13 protein-coding genes are annotated in these 16,518 nt (G+C 60.1%); 9 read left to right on the plus strand and 4 right to left on the minus strand.

Going from position 1 to position 16,518, the window contains the following annotated elements:
- Nucleotides 1–18: 18 nt before the first annotated feature.
- The 4 genes from dgcB to IEY47_RS03200 all read left to right on the plus strand — a co-directional run bounded on the left by dgcB (nt 19) and on the right by IEY47_RS03200 (nt 4,681).
- Nucleotides 19–1,992: a dimethylglycine demethylation protein DgcB gene (dgcB, locus tag IEY47_RS03185; protein WP_188981679.1), complete on the plus strand. Its 1,974-nt coding sequence runs from the start codon at nt 19–21 to the stop codon at nt 1,990–1,992.
- A 280-nt stretch (nt 1,993–2,272) separates the two neighbouring features.
- Entirely contained in the window at nt 2,273–3,499 is a 1,227-nt protein-coding gene (etfA, locus tag IEY47_RS03190; protein ID WP_188981680.1) for an electron transfer flavoprotein subunit alpha, read from the plus strand.
- A 128-nt stretch (nt 3,500–3,627) separates the two neighbouring features.
- On the plus strand, nt 3,628–4,401 hold the full coding sequence (gene etfB / locus IEY47_RS03195; RefSeq protein WP_188981681.1) for an electron transfer flavoprotein subunit beta: 774 nt from the start codon (nt 3,628–3,630) through the stop codon (nt 4,399–4,401).
- A gap of 31 nt (nt 4,402–4,432) precedes the next feature.
- Nucleotides 4,433–4,681, plus strand: a complete 249-nt coding sequence (locus tag IEY47_RS03200; protein WP_188981682.1) for a hypothetical protein — start codon at nt 4,433–4,435, stop codon at nt 4,679–4,681.
- A gap of 109 nt (nt 4,682–4,790) precedes the next feature.
- On the opposite strand, the gene gbdR is transcribed toward IEY47_RS03200, so the two are convergent.
- Nucleotides 4,791–5,885, minus strand: coding sequence for a choline metabolism transcriptional regulator GbdR (gbdR, locus tag IEY47_RS03205; RefSeq protein WP_188981683.1), 1,095 nt, complete (start codon nt 5,883–5,885; stop codon nt 4,791–4,793).
- Between the two features lie 585 nt (nt 5,886–6,470).
- A complete protein-coding gene (locus IEY47_RS03210; RefSeq protein WP_188981684.1) occupies nt 6,471–7,847 on the minus strand; it encodes an L-serine ammonia-lyase in 1,377 nt (458 codons plus the stop codon).
- 965 nt (nt 7,848–8,812) lie between these two features.
- Here IEY47_RS03210 and IEY47_RS03215 point away from each other — a divergent pair.
- From IEY47_RS03215 to IEY47_RS03235, 5 genes are all read left to right on the plus strand, one after another.
- Entirely contained in the window at nt 8,813–10,009 is a 1,197-nt protein-coding gene (locus IEY47_RS03215) for a quaternary amine ABC transporter ATP-binding protein (RefSeq protein WP_188981685.1), read from the plus strand.
- Nucleotide 10,010: 1 nt separating this feature from the next.
- Nucleotides 10,011–10,919 (plus strand): ABC transporter permease, encoded by a 909-nt coding sequence (locus IEY47_RS03220; RefSeq protein WP_188981686.1) that lies wholly within the window; start codon nt 10,011–10,013, stop codon nt 10,917–10,919.
- Nucleotides 10,920–10,944: 25 nt separating this feature from the next.
- Nucleotides 10,945–11,889, plus strand: coding sequence for a choline ABC transporter substrate-binding protein (locus tag IEY47_RS03225; protein WP_188981687.1), 945 nt, complete (start codon nt 10,945–10,947; stop codon nt 11,887–11,889).
- A gap of 140 nt (nt 11,890–12,029) precedes the next feature.
- A complete protein-coding gene (locus IEY47_RS03230; RefSeq protein WP_188981688.1) occupies nt 12,030–12,884 on the plus strand; it encodes a glycine betaine ABC transporter substrate-binding protein in 855 nt (284 codons plus the stop codon).
- Between the two features lie 148 nt (nt 12,885–13,032).
- Nucleotides 13,033–13,887, plus strand: coding sequence for a glycine betaine ABC transporter substrate-binding protein (locus IEY47_RS03235; RefSeq protein WP_229779137.1), 855 nt, complete (start codon nt 13,033–13,035; stop codon nt 13,885–13,887).
- A 213-nt stretch (nt 13,888–14,100) separates the two neighbouring features.
- Here the strand turns inward: IEY47_RS03235 and IEY47_RS03240 are convergent, their stop codons facing one another.
- Together IEY47_RS03240 and IEY47_RS03245 are read right to left on the minus strand one after the other, a co-directional pair.
- Nucleotides 14,101–14,796 carry a response regulator gene (locus tag IEY47_RS03240; protein WP_229779138.1) on the minus strand — a complete coding sequence of 232 codons (696 nt, stop codon included), beginning with the start codon at nt 14,794–14,796 and terminating at the stop codon, nt 14,101–14,103.
- A complete protein-coding gene (locus IEY47_RS03245) occupies nt 14,789–16,354 on the minus strand; it encodes a sensor histidine kinase (protein ID WP_188981690.1) in 1,566 nt (521 codons plus the stop codon). Before IEY47_RS03245 ends, IEY47_RS03240 begins: the two co-directional genes overlap by 8 nt.
- Nucleotides 16,355–16,518: the final 164 nt, after the last annotated feature.

A 16,518-nucleotide genomic window follows, 5' to 3' on the forward strand; every position in this document is an offset into this window, starting at 1 on the left:
CCCTACGAGGGTAAGCGAATGCTACAAACCATCCTCCCTATCCTGCTTTTCGCGGCCCTGGCTCTTGCGATCCTCGGTGCGGCGAAGCGTTTCTCCATGTGGCGCCGCGGCCGGCCATCCCAGGTCGACTGGATCGGTGGCCTGCTGAAAATGCCACGCCGCTATCTGGTCGATTTGCACCATGTGGTCGAGCGCGACAAATACATGTCCAAGACCCATGTGGCCACTGCGGGCGGCTTCGTGCTGGCGGCACTACTGGCGATCCTTGTGCATGGCTTTGGCCTGCACAGTCGCATCCTCGGTTTCGCCCTGCTGGCGGCGACGGTTTGCATGTTCACCGGCGCCTTGTTCGTCGCCAAACGCCGTCGCAACCCGCCACCTCGGCTGTCGAAAGGCCCGTGGATGCGCCTACCGAAAAGCCTGCTGATGTTCTCGGTGAGCTTCTTCATCGCCACGCTGCCCGTGGCGGGCATCCTTCCCGCCGAGTTCGGTGGCTGGGTGCTTGCCGGCATTCTTTCCCTCGGCATCGCCTGGGGCGTGTCGGAAATGTTCTTCGGCATGACCTGGGGCGGACCAATGAAGCACGCCTTCGCCGGCGCCCTGCACCTGGCCTGGCACCGTCGCAGTGAACGGTTCTCCAGAAAAGACGGGCGTGGTGGCCGATCGACAGGTTTGAAAGCACTCGACCTCGACGATCCCAAGGCGCCACTGGGCGTCGAGAAACCCACCGACTTCACCTGGAACCAGCTGCTCGGCTTCGACGCCTGCGTGCAGTGCGGCAAATGCGAGGCGATGTGCCCGGCGTTTGCCGCTGGCCAGCCACTGAACCCGAAGAAGCTGATCCAGGACATGGTCATCGGCCTCGCCGGTGGCAGCGACGCCAAGTTCGCCGGCTCGCCCTACCCTGGCAAACCGCTAGGCGAACACAGCGGCGGCCCGCATCAACCGATCGTTTCGTTGCAGGGCAAGGCGCTGGTCGACGCGGAAACCCTGTGGTCATGCACCACCTGCCGTGCGTGTGTCGAGGAGTGCCCGATGATGATCGAGCACGTCGACGCCATCGTCGACATGCGCCGCCACCTAACGCTGGAGAAAGGCTCGACGCCGAACAAGGGCGCCGAAGTGCTGGAAAACCTCATCGCTACCGATAACCCCGGCGGCTTCGCACCGGGTGGCCGCCTGAACTGGGCAGCAGACCTGAATTTGCCGATCCTGGCGGAACAAGGCCACACGGATATCCTTTTCTGGGTAGGTGATGGCGCCTTCGACATGCGCAACCAGCGCACCCTGCGAGCGTTCGTGAAGATTCTCAAGGCCTCGGGCGTGGACTTCGCCGTCCTCGGTCTGGAAGAGCGTGACAGCGGCGATGTGGCCCGTCGGCTCGGCGACGAAGCCACCTTCCAGCAGCTGGCAAAACGCAACATTGCCACGCTCGACAAGTACCAGTTCCACACCATCGTCACCTGCGATCCCCACAGCTTTCACGTGCTGAAGAACGAATACGGCGCGCTGGGTGGCGACTATGAGGTGCTCCACCACAGCACGTACATTGAGCGGTTGATGAAGGCCGGTGTTTTGCAACTGGGCCAGCACAAAGGCGGAAGTGTCACCTACCACGACCCCTGCTACCTCGGCCGCTACAACGGCGAGTACGAGGCGCCGCGCGCCGTGCTCAAGGCTATCGGTATCGAGGTCAAGGAAATGGCCCGCTCGGGGTTCCGTTCACGCTGTTGCGGCGGCGGCGGCGGCGCGCCGATTACCGACATTCCCGGCAAACAGCGGATTCCCGACATGCGCATGGAAGACATCAAGGAAACCGGTGCCGAACTCGTGGCCGTCGGGTGCCCGCAATGCACGGTGATGCTCGAAGGCGTCGTCGAACCCCGCCCGCAGATCAAGGACATCGCCGAGCTCGTGGCCGAGGTGTTGATCGAAAGCGAAGCGCCGGCAAAGAAGCCAGCCGCGCGGCGTGAGTTGGCGGAGGTGCAGTGATGGGGCGTGTGATTTGTGAACATTCCCTGAGTGTTACGGCGTACGCGACATCGCGATCGCCCACAAGTGGGCTCCTACAGGGAGTACGCCCAGCGCAAGTCCGAGGAGGATCCCATCCGCTTTTCTGTAGGAGCCCACTTGTGGGCGATCACGATGGTGAAACTCACGCCAACGCCCCGGAAGAAACCTTATCGTCGCCACGCCTGCCCTTAGCCATGTCCAAATTTTCTCAGAACAACAAACTAACCGCCCTCCACCTGACGTCGCCGGAGCGCCCCACATGACTGACCTCATCCGCCGCGACCCCCGCGCCGAGTGGATCGCTCGCAACCGCCTGCATCCGCTGCATGCGGCGATGCAGCCCCAGCAAACCCAGTGGATGGGCCCCAATGGCCTCATCCGCAAGAATCCGCATGCCCTGGCCTCCGGTTTCATCGGCCCAGCGGGTATCAAACGTATCGATCGCAGCGGTGCACAACAAGGGACCGGCAAACGCCAGAGCACGAGCGTGGAGGTGCAATCGCCGCTGCATGTGGTCGAGCAACCGGCCTTCATCATTGCCGTCGTACCCGACATGGTGGGTGGCCGATTGGGCAGCCACGACAAAGACGTGCTTGGGCTCGCGCGAGGGCTGGCCGGTCAAGACGGAGCAGTCATGGCTGTCATCTTCGGCGAGCACAAAGAGCAGAGCTTCGATACGGCCGGCGTCGACCGCCTGCTCCAGATCGACGGCGACGAGTACGTCGGCTACTCGCCCGAGCAACGCGTACTGGCGCTACGGGCGCTGGAAAGCGAGTACTCGCCGCGTCACTGGCTGTTGCCCGATAGCCGCACGGGTGGCGGCGAGCTGGGCAGGCGCCTGGCATCGAGCCTCGGTGAACGGCCTGCAACACGTGTCTGGCAGATCAAGGATGGCCAGACGCTCGGGCGCGCAGGCGCAGGTCGCGAAGACATTGGGCAAGCCACGCCACGGCTGATTCTGGCAGCCCCCGAATGCGCAGAGCCCGTCAGCGAAACTCGCCATGAGGTACGCCAGGTAACGTTATCGGTGCACATTCCTCGTAACTTGCCACGCATAGAGGACCTGGGGTCGGTCGCGGTCGATCCGGCACAAATTCCCATGGCAGAAGCGGAGTTCATGCTTTCGGGCGGCAACGGCATCAAGGACTGGGATCTGTTCCACCGTGCCGCCATTGCGCTCGGCGCGACCGAGGGCGCCTCACGCGTCGCCGTGGATGATGGGCACATGCCGCGTGCGCGTCAGGTCGGTGCGACGGGCACCTGGGTAACCGCACGCGTGTACTTGGCCGTGGGTATCTCCGGCGCCGTCCAGCACCTTCAGGGCATCGGCGCCTGCGAGAAGGTCGTCGCCGTGAACAGGGACCCGAACTGCGACATGGTCAAGCGAGCTGACCTGGCGGTGATCGGCGACGCTGTGGAGATTCTTCAGGCGTTGATCGAGCGCGTCGAGGCTTATCGAAATGGCGCGAAACGCGATGCAGCGTGAGCGAATGACAATTTCAATCGGCAGATACCAAAAGCGATCGCCCATGAATGGGCTCTTACGAGAAACATGGCTTTTGTGAAGGAGCCCATTCATGAGCGATCAGCGCACCAGAGGCTGGAGAATGAACCATGGCTGAACTGAATGTAGTCGCGCTCGTCTCCATTGGCGCCCACCCTGCGTCAGGCAGACCCCGGCGTGCCGAGCAAGACGCCCGGGCGGTCGAGCTCGGCCTCGGCCTCAAGCACGTCAAGCTCGACGTGGTGCATGCAGGCGATCCTCAAGAGGATGCGCTGCGCGCCTATCTGGGCATGGGCCTCTCAGCGCTGACGGTATTGGAGCAAACCCACGAAACCGATGCATTACCCGCATTGGCCGAGCATCTGCAAATGGCCAACGCGCATCTGGTGCTGACGGGCGGGCAAGCCGAAACGGGCGAAGGCTCGGGCATGCTGCCTTATCTGCTGGCCGAGCGCCTCGGATGGCCGCTCATCGCAGGTTTGGCAGAAATCGAACACATCGAAAACGGCAGCGCGCAGGTGCTGCAAGCCTTGCCCCGCGGCCAGCGTCGCCGCCTCAAAGTGCGTTTGCCCTTCGTTGCCAGCGTCGACCAGGCGGCGCCCGCCCCCCGGCAGAGCGCATTCGGTCCGGCTCGTCGCGGCATGTTGACCCGCGAAGAAGTGGAGCTGGTGGATGACCCGCTCTACGCGACCGCACAATGGCAGCCTGCGCGACCCCGCCCTAAACGTCTCAAGGTCATCAAGGCCAAGACCGGCGCGGAGCGAATGAAAGCGGCGACGGCAAAAGCGTCGGGCGGCGGCGGCCAGGTGCTTGCAGGCGTATCGCCTAGAGACGGCGCCGAGGCTATCTTCAAACTGCTACACGATGAAGGCGTGATCCGCTGATCACCGAACCGATCGAAGGGGAGACAAAACAATGATGATTGCTGACTTGATCGACCAGGATGATTTCCGCGACCGCCTGGTAAGCCTCGGCTTCGAGCTGCCTCCAGGCATCTCCGCTGAGGACGCTTGCCAGCGCGTGGCGACCGGCATGTGCGCCGATCGGGCTCGGGTTCTGCGCAAGATGATCGAAGACCTACTTTCTGGATCGGCCACATTGCTGCCGGCCGTGCGGGAAGCGATCAATCGGGATTTGTTGCCGGCGTTGTTGACAGCGCGGTAAGCCCCCCAACATTTCGAAGAGCGATCGCCCATAAATGGGCTCCTACAATGAGCCCAGGTAGGAGCCCATTTATGGGCGATCGCTCTTAAGCAAACACACTAAGACCTGACTACAACCGCACACTCGCAAACGTCGACTCGCCCTGGGCGCTATCGAGCGCAAGCCGTGCGGACGAGCGGTGATCCGTATCAGGTGAAGCTGGAATCAACGCCACGACGTTGTTCACGTGCTGCCCCGCCCGCTCGTCTCGCGGAGGCACGCCGAAGAATTCGCGGTAGCACTTGGAGAAATGCGGCGTCGACACGAAGCCGCATACCGAGGCGACCTCGATGATCGACATCGACGTTTGCTTGAGCAGTTGCCGCGCACGGATCAGGCGCAGCTTGAGGTAGTAACGCGAAGGCGAACAATGCAGGTACTTCTGGAACAAGCGCTCCAGCTGCCGCCTTGATACATCGACGTAGGTCGCGAGCTCATCCAGATCGATAGGCTCTTCGAGATTGGCCTCCATCAAGGCGACGATTTCCTGCAACTTCGGCTGATTGGTGCCCAGCATGTGTTTGAGCGGCACGCGCTGGTGATCCTGCTCGTTACGAATGCGTTCGTAGACGAACATTTCGGAAATGGCCGCAGACAGCTCGTGTCCATGATCGCGGGCGATCAAGTGCAGCATCATGTCCATCGGCGCCGTGCCGCCGGAGCAGGTATAGCGGTTACGGTCGATGGAGAATAAACGGGTCGTCATCGCCACACGAGGGAACGCCTCCTGCATTGCCGCCAGGCATTCCCAATGGACACTGCAATCGTAGCCGTCGAGCAGCCCAGCCTTCGCCAGCGCCCAGCTTCCGGTGCAAACGGCACCGATCCGCCGACCATGGCGGGCCTGCAACTGCAGCCACGACGTATGCTCGCGGCTGACCGCGTTCTGGATGCCCACTCCGCCACAGACGAGCACGATATCCAGCGTAGGCGCATCAGCGAACTTCACGTCCGGGGTAATTTGCAGGCCATCACTGGCTTTCACGGGGCGACCGTCCGGGCTGAGCGTGACCCAGCGGAACAGTTCACGCCCTGACAATTGGTTTGCCATACGCAGCGGTTCGACCGCCGATGCCAGAGACATCAGCGTGAAATTATCCAGCAGTAAAAAACCGATGGATTTGACTGCCGCTCCCTTGATCGGGGTCTCGCTGGAGTTCGTCATGGTTTCTCCTCACGCGCAGGCTGCCTTGGTCGAGGCATGTCTTGATGCCGGAAGTCTTGGCTTCCGATTGTGAGAAGAAAAGGAGCAAAGGTCGTGCCGGCATTGAACGATCGTTCAATAAAAAAAAGAACCCCTCTAGATCGCGGGGTTTCAGCGGTTCAGCCGCGCGAATCGCGTAGCGAGCCAGTGAAAGAACCTGTGAAATGTGGGGTGTACGGTAGCAGCGGGTCTGGCCTGTAACACCTTTTCAATACAACGCAACGCACCAAAAATAAGCAGCCTGCACTGAATCGCATCGCAGGCCCGGTGTTATCCGACTGGAGGTTCCCCAGGCTCTGTGGGAGCGGGCCATGCCCTAAGCATCGCGTAACTCCATCGCGGGCATGGCCCGCTCCCACGGAAAAGAGGTAGGCCGGACTGATTACGCAGGGTTACCCACCCTGCAAAGCTGCCTGGAACGGCGTAGGAAAATGGGGAACCTCCCGCTTTTGAAGCTCACCTTGCTCTTCGCGGGAGCGGGCCATGCCCGCGATGTAGTTTCGACTCCACTAAGGTGACGCCTGGCTAACGCCCAGAGCAGCCGACTCAACACTCGATCGTGTTGACCGCAAGCCCGCCACGAGAAGTTTCCTTGTATTTGTCATGCATGTCGGCGCCGGTGTCGCGCATCGTGCGGATCACCCGGTCGAGCGAAATGAAGTGTTCTCCATCACCTCGAAGCGCCATCTGGGCCGCGTTGATCGCCTTGACCGAGGCGATGGCGTTCCGCTCGATGCAAGGCACCTGAACCAAACCGCCGACCGGGTCGCAGGTCAGCCCGAGGTTATGTTCCAGACCGATCTCAGCGGCGTTTTCCCATTGCTCTGGCGTCGCGCCAAGCACGGCCGCCAGCCCGCCCGCGGCCATGGCGCAGGCCGACCCGACCTCGCCCTGGCAGCCAACTTCGGCACCGGAGATCGACGCGTTCTTCTTGCACAGGATGCCGACCGCCGCAGCTCCGAGGAAAAACGTCACTACATCGTCCTCGCTCGCGTCAGGGTTGAACTTCATGTAGTAGTGCAGCACCGCGGGGACGATACCCGCAGCGCCATTGGTGGGCGCGGTCACCATGCGTCCGCCTGCGGCGTTTTCTTCGTTGACGGCTAGCGCGAACAAGTTCACCCACTCCATCGCGCTCAGGGTCGAGCCGATGACATTGGGTCGGCCAATCTCCTGCAGGCTTTGATGCAGACGGGCAGCGCGACGCCGAACGTTCAACCCACCGGGAAGAATGCCCTCATGGCGCAGCCCGTTATGGACGCAGTCTCGCATCGCTTGCCAGATGGCGAGTAGGCCTGAGCGGATATCCGCATCGGTTCGCCAGATACGCTCATTGGCCAACATCAATTCGGGCACGCTCAACTGATGTGTGCGGCAGAGCTGCAAAAGCTCGGCGGCCGAATTGAAGTCATAAGGCAGGACCGTGGTATCGGCATCGAGTCGGCCGCTCGCCGCTTGTTCTTCATCTACGACGAACCCGCCGCCGACGGAATAGAACGTATCGCGATACAAGGACGATGCGCCTTCGAAGGCCGTCAACGTCATCGCATTCGGGTGATACGGAAGGTTCTCATCGAGCAGCAGCATGTCGCGCGCCCAAACGAACTCGATCGAATCCCCTCCGCCCAGCGGCAATACCTGGTCGGCAAGTACCGCCTCGATTCGCGGCGTGATTGTCGAAGGATCGATCCGATCCGGCCACTCGCCCATCAGCCCCATCACAACCGCACGGTCAGTACCATGCCCGACACCCGTGGCTGACAACGAGCCGTAGAGACGCACCTCGACGCGCGTCGTTCGTGAAAGCAGTCTGCGTTCGCGCAAAGCGCCGGCAAAGAGCGCCGCCGCACGCATCGGACCCACCGTGTGTGAGCTCGACGGACCGATCCCGATTTTGAACAGATCGAAAACACTAATTGCCATATCGCTCTCCTCGGCCACGCAAGGCCGACTACTAGGCACATCATCGGCCCAAGGCTTCCGATCCGGGGGTTTCGTTCCGACTTGCTCATGCCCAAATACGCCGTGTCACCGGTGCAATGAGCGGCTACCAACGTTGGGCAACCACGATAACCCAGCAGCGATCAGAAAAAGTCTGATTTCGATGAAGAAAATCAAGCATAAAAAGGCGAATTCGGCGCACAAAACAGGAGAAAACCGAGAAAAACTCAATTTTTTTCATTCCGTGCAATCCCGCGTCAGCACTAGGCTAAGGCCGTCTCATGGCATGCCAATCCTGAACCCTTACCATCGTCCACGGTCCAAGATCGGGTCCATTTCTGGTAAAGTGCGCTCCGCGTTGAACGAGTGGAACGCGTAATTTAGTCAACAGAAATAGGATATTTGGCGCAATTTGGCGCCTAAAAACGACGCTAACGCGTAAGGCTCGATTTGATGTCGTCACCCAACACGTGTGGGTCGTAAACCGACAATTACCGAGCCGCCAAGCCTATATCGTTAAGTCAGCCGATTGGTCGCTGTCAGACATCCGAGCTGACACCGGGGTCCCCGCCCCGCACCGATAAACTATAAGCAGGCTGCTTCCCGTGTTGGGGAGTACCTCATAAGAATAATGTTCGGACGCATCGATGCTTCCGCCTGAAGCAGAAAGGCTCCTAAAGAAAGGGCTCTTGCACTGCCAGAGGACTTAACAGCGGTTTGCATAAGAAGAACGCCATGTGAACGCATGTTGGCCATGTCGACAGGGAGGACAGTGTCCCGCTTTTGGACTGTCCATCGGACTTCGTTCCCCCCGACCGCAAGGCCGCATCGTCTGCAGCGTGGCAATCAATAACGGCGAAAGCACCGAAGGCCTCATAGGGTTCGTGGCATGTCATCCATCTGGATGCCCACACCTGGCCTGACGTCTACGAAGGGGAACCGTCCCAATGCAGTCTGGAAAGATCGTGGTGCAAAACCTGTACAAGGTTTTCGGAGAGCACCCAGAGCAAGCGCTCGAAATGGTCAAACAGGGCAAGTCCAAGGATGAAGTACTTGCGGAAAAAGGCGCCATCGTCGGCGTGAGCGATGTGTCCTTCAGCGTTCAGGAAGGCGAGATATTCGTTCTGATGGGCCTGTCCGGCTCTGGCAAATCCACGCTGATCCGCCTCATCAATCGTCTGGTCGAACCCACCGCAGGCGATGTCTTCATCGACGGCCAGAACGTCGCGAAACTTCCTAAAGACCAACTCATCGACCTGCGTCGTCGCGACATGAGCATGGTGTTTCAATCCTTCGCCTTGATGCCCTCCCGTACGGTGCTCGACAACGCAGCGTTTGGCCTGGAAGTCGCCGGCAAGAGCAAGAAGGACCGCGAAGCGCGGGCCATGGAAGTCCTCAAACAGGTCGGGCTCGACACCTTTGCCGATAAATACCCCCGAGAGCTCTCCGGTGGCATGCAGCAGCGTGTCGGCCTCGCCCGTGCGCTGGCGGTGGACCCATCCATGATCATCATGGACGAAGCGTTCTCCGCACTCGATCCGCTCAAGCGCCGCGAGATGCAGGATGTGCTGCTGGACCTGCAAACGAAGTCTCGCCGTACCATCATCTTCGTCTCCCACGACATCGAAGAAGCGATGCGTATCGGCACCCGCATCGGCATCATGGAAGGCGGCAAGCTGATCCAGGTTGGCACACCGCAGGAGCTGATCGATAACCCCGCCAACGACTACGTCCGCAACTTCTTCGACACCGTCGACACCAGCCGCTACCTCACCGCGGGCCAACTCAAGGCCGATAGCGTTCCGCTCTATGTTCACAACGGCAGCGCTCCGGATGCCCAGACCGTATGCAAGGAACTGCAAGAGCAGGACAAGCACTACGCGTTCATCGTCGATGAAGACAATAAGTTCCAAGGCTCCATCAGCCTGGAGAAGATCGCGCTCATGGTCGAGAACGGTGAGAACTGCGAGTTGACCCCGCAGGTCCTCAAGCAGATCGATCCGGTTCAAGAGGATGCCCCGCTGGATCAGGTCATCAACCGACTCGTGGATAACGAAGGCCCCATCCCGGTGGTCGACGAACAGGGCCAATACGCCGGCGCCATCAGCAAGGGCCGCCTACTGAGCCGACTGCAGGGAGAATGATATGAACGAAAAAAGAATCGACCTGGGTAGCTGGGTCAATGACGCGGTCCAGTACCTGCTGGACAACTACAGTGGCGTATTCGAGAGCATCGGTAACGGTGTCGCCTACCTGTCGGAGGCTGTCGAATCGCTGCTCATGTGGCCACCGGCATGGCTGCTGATCGCCATCTTCGTCGCGCTGGGCCTCTGGCGGCTCGGTATCAAGTTCGCAATCTTCACCGCAGTGGCGTTCATCCTGATCGTTCTGAGCGGATTCTGGGATCAAACGGTGGTCACCCTCGGGCTCACCTTCTCCGCGACGCTGATCAGCCTTGCGATCGGCATCCCGCTAGGGATCTGGGGCGCGCGCAGTGATCGCGTGTCCTACGTGATCCGTCCGATCCTCGACTTCATGCAGACGATGCCCGCCTTCGTCTATTTGATTCCGGCTGCGATGCTCTTTGGCCTGGGTCGCGTGCCTGGCATCTTCGCCACCGTCATCTTCGCCATGCCACCTGCGGTGCGCCTTACCACGCTCGGCATCCGCCAGGTAAACAAAGAGATCGTCGAAGCTGGCGAATCCTTTGGCTGTAACAGCCGCCAGCTGTTGTTCAAGGTGCAGTTGCCCAATGCAATGCCGTCAATCATGGCCGGCGTAAATCAGACCATCATGATGGCGCTTTCGATGGTGATCATCGCTTCCATGGTCGGCGCTGGCGGACTGGGTAACGACGTTCTGGCCAGCATTCAGCGACTGGACATCGGCCTGGGCTTCGAGAGCGGCATGGCCGTGGTACTGCTGGCCATCATCCTCGACCGCATCACCGAAAGCTTCGGTACGCCTCAGAAAACCTCCGGTTTCGCACGCCTTGCCGCACTCTTCGGTAGCAAGCGCGAACAGAACGCCGTACCGACTCCGCCCGCACAATAATTCAGCCGTTCAAGGAAGCGAATCGATGAAGTACCTGAAGACATTGGCCGGCACGACGTTGATGTGCTCTGCACTGGCCAACGGCGCGTGGGCGCAAGAGCCTGCATCGTGCCAGAAGGTAAGCTTTGCCGAGATCGGCTGGGCGGACATTGCCGCCACCACAGGCGTGGCAATGGCCCTGACCGAAGGCCTGGGCTACAAGCCGAGCAAGACCATGGTGTCCGTGCCCATCGCCTTCACGGGCGTGAAAAGCAAGCAGATCAATGTATTCCTGGGCTACTGGTCGCCCTCGATGGACACGGTGATCGAGCCGTTCACCAAGGATGGCGCGGTCAAGGTGCTCGAAAAAGCCAACCTCGAGGGCGCCAAGTACACCCTAGCCGTACCAACGTATGCCGCTGAGCAGGGCCTGAAGACGTTTCAGGACATCGCTAAATTCAAGGATCAGCTTGGCGGCAAGATCTACGGTATCGAACCCGGTAACGATGGTAACTTGCTGATTGAAGGCATGATCAAGGAAGACCAGTTCGGCCTTGGCGACTTCAAGATGGTCGAGTCCAGCGAAGCCGGCATGCTCGTCCAGGTTCAACGCGCCGTACGTAAGAAAGAGCCCGTCGTGTTTCTAGGCTGGGCTCCTCACCCGATGAACACCCAGATGGACATGACCTACCTTTCCGGTGGCGATGATGTGTTTGGCCCAGACTACGGCGCAGCCAAGGTCTACACCGTCATCCACAAGGACTACGAGTCCACCTGCGCCAACGTCGGCAAACTGCTAAACAACCTGCAGTTCAACGTCGAAATGGAAAGCCAGCTGATGGAGAGCGTCCTCGACAAGAAGGACCCCGTCACCGTCGCCAAGGCCTACATCAAGCAAAACCCTGCCGTGCTGGACCATTGGTTGGACGGCGTCACTACCTTCGATGGGCAAGACGGCGCAGCTGCCGTCAAGAAGTTCGTCGGCCTCTGAACCATCCCTTCTGCCGAAGCCCGTACGCGCGGGCTTCGGGCCTCTTCAGGAGATAAGCATAGCGGCCGGATCCGGCTTTTCTTCCTAGAGAGCTGGGCGCAATTCAGCCGCAAGGAACACACCTACATGGAGCGATACGCATGAGCCTATTCAAGCAATTCTTCACTTGCCTCGGTGCTGCGACCTTTGCCCTGGGCATGTCTGCAAGCATGGCCGCGGACAAACCGGAACTGAAAATCGGCTTCGTCAATGGCTGGGATGACAGCGTGGCAACCACCAACGTCGCGGCCCAGATCATCCAGGAGAAGCTCGGCTACCCCGTCAAGCTGCAACCCGTCGAAGCCGCCATCATGTGGCAAGGCGTCTCCCGCGGCGACCTGGATGCCACCTTGTCCGCCTGGTTGCCGGCGACTCACGGTGAATACTATGCGCGTCTCAAGGACAAGGTCGAGGTGCTGGGAACCAACTACGACGGCGCTAAGATCGGCCTAGTGGTTCCCGGGTACGTCAAAGCCAAGAGCATTGATGAGCTGAATGAATACAGCTCTGAATTTGGCGGCCAGATCACCGGCATCGACGCTGGCGCCGGCGTGATGCGCCGCGCGGAAGACGCGATCAAGCAATACGATCTCAATCTACGCCTGATGCCGAGCTCCGGCCCGGCCATGACCGTTGCGCTGACGCGTGCGATCAATGCTGAAAAGCCGATCGTGGTCACGAGCTGGATTCCTCACTGGATGTTCGCCAAGTGGAATCTGCGTTTCCTAGAAGACCCGAAGAACGTCTTCGGCGACGCCGAGCACGTCGACAGTGTTGCCAACCCTGGCTTGAACAAGAAGGCTCCAGAAGTGGCCGCCTTCCTGAAGAAGTTCAGCTGGAACGCGGAAGAGATCGGCTCGGTCATGCTCGCCATCACCGAAGGCGCACAGCCTGAGCAGGCTGCCAAGGACTGGATTGCCAAGAATCCAGAGCGCGTCGAAGAGTGGCTGAAGTAACCACTCACACCATGTGATACCCAAAGGGCGCCCCTTCGGCTATGAAAGCCACCGGGAAGAGGCGCCCTTTTTGTGTTTTTGTCGGCTCTTCGAGTCGGTTCAGACAAGCACCACCCCTCCCGCAATGACAAAAAGGACGTGTGATCTTATGAACCTGATCTCCCCTCTCATGAAATACGCCAGCGCAGCGGCGTTAGCCCTTGGCCTTTCAGCGGCGCACGCCGCGGATAAGCCAGAAGTCCGCATCGGTTTCAACAGCGGCTGGGACGACAGTGTCGCGACGAGCAACGTGGCGGCACAAGTCATTCAGGAACGACTGGGTTACCCAGTCAAAATGCAACCCGTGGAAGCTGCCATCATGTGGCAGGGTGTCGCCCGCGGCGACCTCGACGTGGCCCTCACTGCCTGGCTGCCTGCGACGCACGGCGAGTACTACAAGCGCTTCAAGGACAGCATCGAGACCCTCGGCACGAACTACGATGGCGCCAAAATCGGCCTGGTCGTACCGGAGTACTTTGAAGCGAAATCGATCGAAGATCTGAACAAATACAAATCCGAACTCAACGGGCAGATCACCGGCATCGACGCCGGAGCCGGCATCATGCGCCGCACCGAAGACGCCCTAAAGGAATACGACCTCGACCTCAAGCTGATGCCGAGTTCAGGCCCCGCAATGACCGTCGCGCTCTCGCGCGCCATCAGCGCCAAGAAGCCAATCGTTGTCACCGGATGGATTCCGCACTGGAAGTTTGCCAAATGGGACCTTCGCTTCCTGGATGACCCGAAAAAGGTCTTCGGTGATGCCGAGCGGGTCGATACGATCGCCAATCCGGCGCTCGCGAAGAAGGCCCCGGAAGTCGCGGCTTTCCTAAAGAAATTCCAGTGGAAATCCGAAGAGATCGGCGCCGTGATGCTGGCCATCAACGAAGGTGCTCAACCTGAGCAGGCCGCAAAGGACTGGATCGCCAAGAATCCCGAACGCGTCGAAGAATGGCTGAAATAGGCCCTCTGGCGTGTGTAGTAAAACGGCCCTCCGGGGCCGTTTTTTATTGGGCAAGAAGCCTGTTCCCCTGTTGTAGGAGCGGCATACGCAAGCAAGCACGCATGTTTCGCACAGCCCCCTATGGGAGCGAGCTTTATATCAACCCGATTTCACCTGCTTAACTCCATCGCGGGTATGACTGGCCGCAGCCCGGCCCGCGGGTGCCAAAGTGCATCAAGCCAAAGGCGCCTTCAGCCGATACCCCACCCCCACCTCAGTCATGATCAACGCAGGTGCCGCCGGGTCATCGCCAAGCTTCTGTCGTAGCCTTCCGACGACGATTCGCAGGTAATGCGTATGTTCCACATGCGTCGGGCCCCATACCTCGCGAAGCAGTTGCTGCTGCGTCACGAGTCGGCCGGCATGCGCCGCAAGCATGGCCAGTACGGCGTATTCCTTGCGGGTGAGCGCGATGGGCATTTCATTCAACGTAACCTGCCGATAGGCAAGGTCGACCCGTAGCCCATCGACTTCTACAGCCGACAGCGCTGCATTGGGCGCCGGTGACGCTCTCAGCAACGCCCTCACTCGCGCGAGTAGCTCCTGAACGCCGAACGGCTTGGTGACATAGTCATTGGCGCCCGCATCGAGCGCTCTTACCTTCTCGCCCTCTCCTGCGCGCACGGATAGCATCAACACCGGCACTGGCGACCACTCCCGCAAACGCGTGAGCACAGCATGCCCATCCTGGTCCGGCAGACCGATATCGAGAATCACGAGATCTGGCCCGTTCAATGCTGCCTGCTCCAGCCCCCCTTCCCCCGATTCCGCTTCGATAACCTGGTAATTCTGAGAGGCAAGGCTGATGCGCAAAAACTTACGGATCGCCGCTTCATCGTCGATCACAAGAATGCGTTTAACGTCACTCACAGCCGGTGCTCCCTTCTTCACTTTCCCCCACAGGCTGCTCATCAACCGGAAGATGCAAGGTGATGCACGTCCCCTGCCCCGACGCAGGCATCACGCTCACCTGGCCGCCATGCGCCACGACCATACCCTTGCAGATCGAAAGCCCCAGACCTGTACCTTGTCCGCCTCGGTCACCGCGGGCGGCGGTATAGAACATGTCGAAAATCCTGTCTTGATCCGCTTCCGGAATACCCGGCCCCTGGTCGCAAATGGCGAATCCTACCTCGTCTTCCGCCACGAAAATCCGCGCCTCGATGGTGCCGTTCACGGGGGAAAAACGAATGGCGTTTTCGATCACATTGACCAACGCCTGCTCGATAAGGGCCGCCTGGACGTAAACCAAAGGCAACGCGACAGGCACTTCGGTTTTCAACTGTAACGAGCCCAACAGGGGGGTTAGCCGCTGCAAAGCGGCTGCCAGTAAATCACTGGGTGTGACCCAGTCACGTTCGAGATGCAGTGCTCCCTGGCCGAGACGGGTCATGTCGAGCAGGTTCTGGATGTAACGATCGAGCCGCTCGGTTTCCAGCCGGGTATCCCTCAACAGCTCTTGCCGTTCCGACGACGGAAGGCGCTCGTCCAGCAAAGCCAGGGTATCGATCGCCCCCCGCAGAACGGTTAATGGCGTCCGTAAATCATGGGATACACTGGCCAACAAAGCGCTCCGCAGCTGTTCTGCCGCCGCCCGGATGCGCTCGTCAGCCAGCGCCTGCGTCAGCTGAATGCGGGCGACTGCCAATGAGAACGTGTGCAACGAAGATTCGACGACACAGCGCAGGCGGTCATCGAGACGCGCGGCGGAAAGGCTGCGCACGCCGAGCAAAGCGAGCGGTTCCTCCGAGGATGACACCGGCCACCACCACCAATGAGGATGCGGCAGGTTATGGCTGTCGTACCCGCCTGGTTTGCCATGCGTCCACGCCCAGCAGGCCGTGATACGTTCGAGCTCGGTAAGCGCATCGACATTTCCAGCCAAGGCCTGCACGGTCCCGGCCTCCACGCGCACAAGCCGCAGCGCCACGCCCTCCGGCCCCAATCGTTGACCGAGCAACTGCAGCAACGTAGCGAGATCCGTTGCTGAAGCCAGCCTTTCAGAAAACCTCAACAACGCCTGGGTTTCTCGTTGTGCGGCCTGTAATTGCACGTACTGACGCTTGTGCCGTGCGGCTAAATCGCCCGTCAGGACGGCAACCAACAGGAAAAACAGTAGCGTCAGGAGATCCTGCTCGCGGTGAATGAACACGGACCCATGCGGCGGCAGGAATTGAAAACCGTAGATGACGAACGAGAGGCCAGCACAGAGCAACGCTGGTCCCTTGCTGCTGCGAATCGCGACCAACAGGACCGCAACCAGAAAAACTAGCGAGATATTGGGCAGGTCGAGAAAGCGCGACACCACGAGCGCAATGAGCGCAGCGACACCCGCGGCGGCAGCCGCCATCGCGTAATTCCGCTTCGTGCTGATTACGTCATCACCCGGCTGAACCGACGACCGTTCCGCACCGTGCTCCTGCCGCATGTACCCACTCCTGCTGCCGTTAGACGCTCATCACTTTGCCGTAAAAAAGTGATGAGCGCGGACGAAACGCCGTAAAGAAGCCGTAAAAGCTGACCTCTCCAGCACCTGGAATTAGCTGAAATTCGATATATCTGCATCCGCATCGGGCAACGCTGTTGGGCGGC

This window comes from Pseudomonas matsuisoli, from assembly GCF_014647635.1.
In the GTDB taxonomy this organism is placed as follows: domain Bacteria; phylum Pseudomonadota; class Gammaproteobacteria; order Pseudomonadales; family Pseudomonadaceae; genus Pseudomonas_P; species Pseudomonas_P matsuisoli.

What these genes read in the sequence shown, in the direction of transcription:
- IEY47_RS03215 (WP_188981685.1), top strand. Translation starts at nt 8,813, where the DNA reads ATGCAGTCTGGAAAGATCGTGGTGCAAAACCTGTACAAGGTTTTCGGA.
- IEY47_RS03210 (WP_188981684.1), bottom strand. Translation starts at nt 7,847, where the DNA reads ATGGCAATTAGTGTTTTCGATCTGTTCAAAATCGGGATCGGTCCGTCG.
- IEY47_RS03225 (WP_188981687.1), top strand. Translation starts at nt 10,945, where the DNA reads ATGAAGTACCTGAAGACATTGGCCGGCACGACGTTGATGTGCTCTGCA.
- etfB (WP_188981681.1), top strand. Translation starts at nt 3,628, where the DNA reads ATGGCTGAACTGAATGTAGTCGCGCTCGTCTCCATTGGCGCCCACCCT.
- dgcB (WP_188981679.1), top strand. Translation starts at nt 19, where the DNA reads ATGCTACAAACCATCCTCCCTATCCTGCTTTTCGCGGCCCTGGCTCTT.
- IEY47_RS03220 (WP_188981686.1), top strand. Translation starts at nt 10,011, where the DNA reads ATGAACGAAAAAAGAATCGACCTGGGTAGCTGGGTCAATGACGCGGTC.
- gbdR (WP_188981683.1), bottom strand. Translation starts at nt 5,885, where the DNA reads ATGACGAACTCCAGCGAGACCCCGATCAAGGGAGCGGCAGTCAAATCC.
- IEY47_RS03235 (WP_229779137.1), top strand. Translation starts at nt 13,033, where the DNA reads ATGAACCTGATCTCCCCTCTCATGAAATACGCCAGCGCAGCGGCGTTA.
- IEY47_RS03230 (WP_188981688.1), top strand. Translation starts at nt 12,030, where the DNA reads ATGAGCCTATTCAAGCAATTCTTCACTTGCCTCGGTGCTGCGACCTTT.
- etfA (WP_188981680.1), top strand. Translation starts at nt 2,273, where the DNA reads ATGACTGACCTCATCCGCCGCGACCCCCGCGCCGAGTGGATCGCTCGC.
- IEY47_RS03245 (WP_188981690.1), bottom strand. Translation starts at nt 16,354, where the DNA reads ATGCGGCAGGAGCACGGTGCGGAACGGTCGTCGGTTCAGCCGGGTGAT.
- IEY47_RS03200 (WP_188981682.1), top strand. Translation starts at nt 4,433, where the DNA reads ATGATGATTGCTGACTTGATCGACCAGGATGATTTCCGCGACCGCCTG.